General features: G+C 70.4%; 6 protein-coding genes, 1 CRISPR repeat array and 1 riboswitch. Of the genes, 3 read left to right on the top strand and 3 right to left on the bottom strand.

What is annotated here, in order from left to right:
- Positions 1 to 15 precede the first annotated feature (15 nt).
- Positions 16 to 1,215 carry an NADH-quinone oxidoreductase subunit D gene (locus tag ABZ194_RS27535; RefSeq protein WP_355599924.1) on the bottom strand — a complete coding sequence of 400 codons (1,200 nt, stop codon included), beginning with the start codon at positions 1,213 to 1,215 and terminating at the stop codon, positions 16 to 18.
- An 18-nt stretch (positions 1,216 to 1,233) separates the two neighbouring features.
- Positions 1,234 to 2,490: an aminotransferase class V-fold PLP-dependent enzyme gene (locus tag ABZ194_RS27540; protein WP_355599928.1), complete on the bottom strand. Its 1,257-nt coding sequence runs from the start codon at positions 2,488 to 2,490 to the stop codon at positions 1,234 to 1,236.
- Positions 2,491 to 2,583: 93 nt separating this feature from the next.
- Positions 2,584 to 2,699: riboswitch (SAM riboswitch) on the bottom strand.
- Positions 2,700 to 2,811: 112 nt separating this feature from the next.
- On the opposite strand from ABZ194_RS27540, the gene ABZ194_RS27545 reads away from it, so the two are divergent.
- The 3 genes from ABZ194_RS27545 to ABZ194_RS27555 all read left to right on the top strand — a co-directional run bounded on the left by ABZ194_RS27545 (position 2,812) and on the right by ABZ194_RS27555 (position 6,163).
- The gene (locus ABZ194_RS27545) at positions 2,812 to 4,011 is read left to right on the top strand and encodes a cytochrome P450 (RefSeq protein WP_355599925.1); all 1,200 of its coding nucleotides are present in this window, start codon (positions 2,812 to 2,814) and stop codon (positions 4,009 to 4,011) included.
- A gap of 237 nt (positions 4,012 to 4,248) precedes the next feature.
- On the top strand, positions 4,249 to 4,788 hold the full coding sequence (locus ABZ194_RS27550; RefSeq protein WP_355599926.1) for an NUDIX domain-containing protein: 540 nt from the start codon (positions 4,249 to 4,251) through the stop codon (positions 4,786 to 4,788).
- Positions 4,789 to 5,079: 291 nt separating this feature from the next.
- Positions 5,080 to 5,901: a CRISPR direct-repeat array (repeat unit 29 nt; unit sequence GGGACCATCCCCGCGTGCGCGGGGAGCAC).
- Between the two features lie 133 nt (positions 5,902 to 6,034).
- Positions 6,035 to 6,163 (top strand): hypothetical protein, encoded by a 129-nt coding sequence (locus ABZ194_RS27555; RefSeq protein ID WP_355599927.1) that lies wholly within the window; start codon positions 6,035 to 6,037, stop codon positions 6,161 to 6,163.
- Positions 6,164 to 6,443: 280 nt separating this feature from the next.
- Here ABZ194_RS27555 and ABZ194_RS27560 read toward each other — a convergent pair whose 3' ends face one another.
- Entirely contained in the window at positions 6,444 to 6,656 is a 213-nt protein-coding gene (locus ABZ194_RS27560) for a BldC family transcriptional regulator (RefSeq protein WP_355599929.1), read from the bottom strand.
- Between the last annotated feature and the right edge of the window lie 289 nt (positions 6,657 to 6,945).

Genomic DNA, 6,945 nt, shown 5'->3' on the forward strand with positions numbered 1-6,945 from the left:
CTGCCCTCCGGCGGGTCACTTGTCGATGTCGCCCACGACGAAGAACATCGAACCGAGAATGGCCACCATGTCGGAGACCAGGTTGCCCGGCAACATCTCGCGGAGCACCTGGACGTTGTTGTAGGACGCCGAGCGGAGTTTCAGCCGCCACGGGGTCTTCTCGCCGCGGGAGACCAGATAGTAGCCGTTGACACCCAGCGGATTCTCGGTCCAGGCGTAGGTGTGGCCCTCGGGAACCTTCAGCACCTTGGGGAGGCGCTGGTTGATCGGCCCCCGGGGCAACTCGCGGAGCCGTTCCAGGCAGGCGTCGGCCAGGTCCAGGGAGACCTTGACCTGCTCCAGCAGCACCTCGAACCGGGCGTTGCAGTCTCCGGCCGACCGGGTGACGACCCGGACCGGCAGCTCGCCGTAGGCCAGGTAGGGGTCGTCCCTGCGCAGGTCGAGGTCGACCCCGGCGGCGCGGGCGATCGGGCCGCTCACGCCGTACTGCATGATCGTCTCGCGGTCCAGCACCCCCACCCCGACCGTGCGAGCCAGGAAGATCTCGTTGCCGGCGATCAGGTGCTCGATGTCGGGCAGGCGCCGCCGCACGTCCGAGACGGCGCGGGAGACCCGCCCCAGCCATCCCAGCGGCATGTCCTCCTTGAGGCCGCCGACCCGGTTGAACATGTAGTGCATCCGCCCGCCGGAGATCTCCTCCATCACCGCCTGGAGGGTCTCGCGCTCCCGGAACGCGTAGAAGACGGGCGTGATCGCGCCGAGCTCCAGCGGATAGGAGCCGAGGAACATCAGGTGGCTGAGCACCCGGTTCAGCTCGGCCAGCAGCGTGCGCGTCCAGACCGCCCTGACCGGCACCTCCATGCCGAGCATCCGCTCCACCGCGAGCACCACGCCCAGCTCGTTGGCGAACGCCGACAGCCAGTCGTGCCGGTTGGCCAGCACGATGATCTGCCGGTAGTCGCGGACCTCGAACAGCTTCTCCGCGCCGCGGTGCATGTAGCCCACGATCGGCTCGGCCGAGGCGATCCGCTCCCCGTCCAGGGTGAGCCGCAACCGCAGCACCCCGTGGGTGGACGGGTGCTGCGGCCCGATGTTGAGGATCATGTCCTCGGTCGCGAGCTCCTTGCCGCGCGCGCCCGCCACGGCGTCCGCTCCGGCCCCGATCCCCACGTTCACTTCCCGGGGCGGCGCGCCCTGGGCACGAGGCTCAGTCATAGGCCCCATGCTGCCACGTCAGACGCGCGAGACGAGATCCCGCAGAGCCGTGATCAGACGGTCGACGTGCTCGGAGGTGGTGCCGATGCCGATGGAGGCCCGGACGGCCGAGGCGGTGGCGTCCTCGCAGCCGCCGTTCCCCGTGCCCAGCAGGTGGCGGACGAAGGGGTGGGCGCAGAACTTGCCGTCGCGGACGCCGATGCCGTACTCACCGGACAGGGCCTCGGCGACCTCACGGGCGGTGAAGCCGTCCACCACGAAGGAGACGATGCCGATGCGCGCGTGGTCCGGACCCCAGAGCGAGAGCTCGTGAACCCCCTCGATCCCGGCGAGACCGGCGCGCAGCCGGCCGAGAAGGCGCTCCTCCTCGTCCACCAGCACGGACCAGCCGGTCGAGGTCAGCGCGTCGCAGGCGGCGGCCAGCGCGATCGCGCCGAGCACGTTCGGCGTACCGGCCTCGTGACGGGCCTCGGGGTCCTCGTGCCAGTGGACGCCGTCGTCGTTCACCGCCCGCACCGCGCCGCCACCCCTCAGGTACGGCTCGGCCCGCGACAGCCAGTCGGCGCGGCCGATCAGCGCCCCGGCCCCGAACGGGGCGTAGAGCTTGTGACCGGAGAAGACCACGTAGTCCAGGCCGAGCGCGGTCAGGTTGAGACGGCGGTGCGGGACGAGCTGGGCGGCGTCGACGAGGACGCGGGCGCCGTGGCGGTGGGCGATGTGGGCCAGGGCGGCGATCGGCCACAGCTCGCCGGTGACGTTGGAGGCGGCGGTCACCACCAGCAGCTTGGGGCCGTCGATCTCGGCCAGGGCCTCGTCCGCGGCGCGGACGGCCTCGCCGGGGAAGGCGGGGATCGCGAGCCGTACCGCGTTGGCCCACGGCAGGAGCGAGGCGTGGTGCTCGGTGTCGAAGACCACGACGGTGGTCCCCTCGGGCAGGCTGCGGGCCAGCAGGTTGGTGGCGTCGGTGGTGTTCCGGGTGAAGATCACCGCGTCGTCGGGGCGGGACCCGGTGAAGGCGCGGACCGTGTGCCTGGCCTGCTCGTAGCGGGCGGTGGTCAGCTGCGAGGCGTATCCCGCGCCGCGGTGGACGCTGGAGTAGGCCGGGAGCGCGGCGGCGACGGCGGCGCTCACCGGCTCCAGACAGGGGGCGCTGGCGGCGTAGTCGAGGTTGGCGTACGGGATCAGCCTGCCGCCCTTGATCGGGACCTCCAGGTCCGAGCCGAGCACGGCGGGGATCCGACGGTCTTGCGAGGCGCGGCTCGCCGGGACGGTCACGGCGGCGGGAACGGCGGGGGTGAAGATCGTCAGTGCGGACACGCCAACTCTCCTTCGAGGTCATCGGACCCCAACCGTGGCGTTGGTGCGTGGAGCCCGCGCTTGCCCGGCACGCTCCGTGCCGGACCAGGTCCTCACCCGGGGCACCCCGCCGCGGACGCGAGGGTTGCCGGCCAGCGAGCCGGGGCTTGTCACTGGCACTCATGACCTACGGGGGGAACTATAACCGACCCCCGCCAGGACTCCGCAAGTCGACAGGGGGCGGAGCAGGCTGACCGTGATCAGGGTCGTTGACGGTGCAAGCGCTATTACCATGCATGTGTGCACTTTGATCCTTGGAATCCGGAATTCGTCGCCCATCCCTACGACGTCTACACGGAGCTGAGGCGGCAGCGGCCGGTCAGCTTCTTCGAGCCGACCGGTCAGTGGCTGGTCGCCCGGCACGCCGACGTCAACGCGCTGCTCCGCGACCGCAGACTCGGCCGCTCCTACCTGCACGTGGCCACCCACGCCGAGTTCGGCCACCCGGACGACCCCGAGTTCCAGGATCTGTTCTGGCGGGTGGTCAGGGCCGGGATGCTGGACGTCGAGCCGCCCGTCCACACCCGGCTCCGGCGCCTGGTCTCCAAGGCGTTCACCCCGCGCATGGTCGAGGCGCTCCGCCCCAAGGTCGCACAGATCGCCGGGGAGCTGGTGGACGCGTTCGTCGAGCGCGGCGGCGGAGACCTCATCGCCGAGGTGGCCGAGCCGCTCCCGGTGACCGTGATCGCCGAGATGCTCGGCGTGCCCGAGGCCGACCGGCACCTGCTCCGGCCCTGGTCAGCCGATATCTGCGGAATGTACGAGCTCAAGCCCTCCATCGAGGCCCAGCACACCGCCGTGCGCGCCGCCCAGGAGTTCTCGGACTACCTCCTCGGCCTGGCGCGCGCCCGCAGGGCCGACCCCGGCGACGACCTGATCAGCGCGCTGGCCCTGGTCGCCGACGAGGGCGACAAGCTCACCGAGGAGGAGCTGGTCGGCACCTGCGTGCTGCTGCTGAACGCCGGGCACGAGGCCACCGTCAACGTCACCGGCAACGGCTGGTGGTCGCTCTTCCGCAACCCGGCCGAGCTGGAACGGCTCCGCGCCGACCACGGCCTGCTGCCCACCGCGATCGAGGAGCTGATGCGCTGGGACACCCCGCTGCAGATGTTCGAGCGCTGGGTTCTGGAGGACATCTCGGTGGGCGGTGTCGACATTCCCCGGGGCACCGAGGTGGCGCTGCTCTTCGGATCGGCCAACCGCGACCCCGAGGTGTTCGCCGACCCCGACCGCCTGGACGTCGGCCGGGTGGACAACCCCCACATCTCCTTCGGCGCCGGTATCCACTTCTGCCTGGGCGCTCCGCTGGCCAGGGTCGAGCTGATGGAGTCCTTCGGCGCCCTGCTCCGCAAGGCACCCAAACTCGAACTCGCCACCGAACCCGCCTGGGGCCCCGGCTACGTCATCCGCGGCCTGACCGCCCTTGAGGTCCGCGTCTGACCGGAACGGGCAAGGGGGCGGGACACACCGACGAGGTCGGCCTGATGACAGCTTCCGCGTAGTTGATCAAAAAGAGTGGCATTTGTTGTGATGTGAGTCCGGGAAGAGGTTGACCGACTCTGGGCCGGTGCTTTGGTGATCCCTCGCTCGAACGGTCTCTCCCCCCCCGGCAGCCGGTGAAATGCCGGTGCCACCATGCCGGGAAGAGGGCGATGGTGGTTCGCCATGGCGATACCTATGATCATCTTTATGCCCGAAGTGACTTTCCGCCCGACCGCTCGCACTCTGCTGGTCGACGACCAGGACAGGCTCCTGCTTCACCGCGCGGTGCTGATCCAGACCGAGAGTCCCTCCTACGCCTGGCTGACCCCCGGTGGTGGTGTCAATGACGGTGAAACTCTGAATCAAGCCGCGGCCCGTGAACTTCGCGAGGAGATCGGGCACTCGGCCGAGCCCCATGAGTTCGGCTTCCCCGTGGCGGTCAGTTCGGGCCACTGGTCGACCGCCGAAGGCCGGGTGTTCTTCGCGACCGACTCTTTCTTCTTTCTCCGCGTTGGAGAACTGGAGGTCGACACCTCAGGTATGGACGACGAAGAACGGGCGCTGACCGACCGCTTCCACTGGTGGACACTGACCGCGCTCAAGGGCGCCGACGAATCAGTCATTCCTATCGGCCTGGCCCCGTTGATGGAACGCCTGCTCGCCGGCGACCTCCCCCACGAGCCGGTCGTCCTCCCCTGGCATCTTCCCGACCTCTCTCGCGAGGAACTCAAGTAATTGACCATTCGGCCACTCCCAGGGGGCGATCAACCTCGCGGCTGTGTCGCACTTCAGGATGCGCCGGTACGGCCGGCCAGGGCATGGAGCTCTGCCGGAAGAGGGCCGGGGGCATAGAGCATGCCGGAGATGAACGTGGTCACCGAGGGGCGGCACGTTTCTTGAGGGGCTGCTCGCTCAGCGGCCAGGAGCGCGCTCACCGCGCGGTCAGGCCGGCCGAAAGCCTCCCATGCGCGGGCGGTGTCGATGCAATAGCGCGCGTATCGCTTCGGGCTGGGCAGCAGACGGGAGCGGACCATCCCCGCGTGCGCGGGGAGCACTCCCGCATCGTGCCGGTGGACCTGATCAGACGGGGACCGTCCCCGCGTGCGCGGGGAGCACACTCCCGGTACACGGTCATGGGGACCCCTTCTGGGACCATCCCCGCGTGCGCGGGGAGCACACCGGACTTCCGGGAGATCTTCAACCACGCCGGGGACCATCCCCGCGTGCGCGGGGAGCACTCCAGCGTGGCGGACTGCGGGCAGGCCCGAGGGGGACCATCCCCGCGTGCGCGGGGAGCACTGCTGATCGAGCATGTTCAGGAGCCGGGCAACGGGACCATCCCCGCGTGCGCGGGGAGCACCGATTAGGTCCGCCGGGGTCAGCTTTTTCGCCAGGACCATTCCCGCGTGCGCGGGGAGCACGCCATGCCGGAGAACAGCTGCGCGGCGTACTGGGGACCATCCCCGCGTGCGCGGGGAGCACGCCGCATATCCAGCAGCCCCAGCATGGCGGTGGGGACCATCCCCGCGTGCGCGGGGAGCACTAGACGCCGGACCCCCGGGTCCGGGAGACCGAGGGACCATCCCCGCGTGCGCGGGGAGCACGGCGGCGACGAGTGCCGCAATTTTGATTTGGAGGGACCATCCCCGCGTGCGCGGGGAGCACTCCCGAATGCCGCTCCAGTACGATTGGAGTTTGGGACCATCCCCGCGTGCGCGGGGAGCACCGGAAGCTGGACGAAGTCGGCCAGACTCTGTGGGGACCATCCCCGCGTGCGCGGGGAGCACATCGAGGGCATACGTGTTCTGCTGGCACCCATGGGACCATCCCCGCGTGCGCGGGGAGCACTCTGCCTGACCTGCGGGGTTGTCGGCGGTGAGCGCGAAATTCGAGCACTTTCGAAGGATCGGACATTTCGGGCGCCACCCGGATTTGTTGTCTCCACGTCCTGCAGCAGGGTAGCCCACGCCTGCCCTGGGACGTGATCGACGCAGCCCGCGCGCACTGGCTCCAGTACGGCGGCCCGCCCGGCTACGGCGCCGCTGTACGGATCACCCCGGGCGGGACGATCCAGCTGCGGCGCGGCCGATGGACGGCCACCACCGGGTAACCGACGGGCCCTCGGGGCATCCCTGTGGACCGCCCTTCCTCCGCGTGCGCGGGGAGCACAGGAACCGGTTCACGGTCATCATCGTGACGCACAAACCATCCGCGCGTGCGCGGGGAGCCATCCGCGCGTGCGGGGGGAGCACGACCGCGACCCGGACGGCGTGAGCGGGAACCGCTCAGACAGGGGTGGTTCCCCGGACGGGGGTGGTTCCCGGACGGCTCGCGGAGCGGATCATCACGAGCCGTCCGCAGGTGGAGGGGCCGCCCCGGCAGGCGGCTTGTTACTCGTCGCGTTTCTGTGTGCTGTCTGCCAGGAGTGCGAGGACTTCGGCCCTGCGGTAGCGGCGGTGGCCGCCGAGGGTGCGGATGCTGGTGAGCCGGCCGGCTTGGGCCCAGCGGGTGACGGTTTTGGGGTCGACGCGGAACATGATCGCGACCTCGGTGGGGGTGAGCAGCGCCTCGAACCGGGGCGGGAGAACAGGGAAGGGGGTGATGAGGGCGGAGCCGTCACCACCGATGACCTTGATGCCTTGCATGGGGAACCTCTTCTGGTGGGGGTCGGGGGACTGTGGGCGGGTGTGGCCGGGAGTTCGGTGTGTACGGCGAGGGCTGCGGCCGGGCGTTCGGGAGTGCTGTGGCCGGTGGGTGCCCGCGCCCCGGCGGTGTGCTGGGCAGGGGGCACCGGCCGGGCCGGGGTGTGGTCCGGCCGGTGCGTGCGGCCTCCTTCCCCCCTCCGGGAGGGGGCCGCGAGGGGTGTGCGGCCCGGGCCGGAGGGGACCCGGG

This window comes from Streptosporangium sp. NPDC006007 (assembly GCF_040614315.1).
In the GTDB taxonomy this organism is placed as follows: Bacteria; Actinomycetota; Actinomycetes; order Streptosporangiales; family Streptosporangiaceae; genus Streptosporangium.

What these genes read in the sequence shown, in the direction of transcription:
- ABZ194_RS27535 (WP_355599924.1), bottom strand. Translation starts at nt 1,215, where the DNA reads ATGACTGAGCCTCGTGCCCAGGGCGCGCCGCCCCGGGAAGTGAACGTG.
- ABZ194_RS27550 (WP_355599926.1), top strand. Translation starts at nt 4,249, where the DNA reads ATGATCATCTTTATGCCCGAAGTGACTTTCCGCCCGACCGCTCGCACT.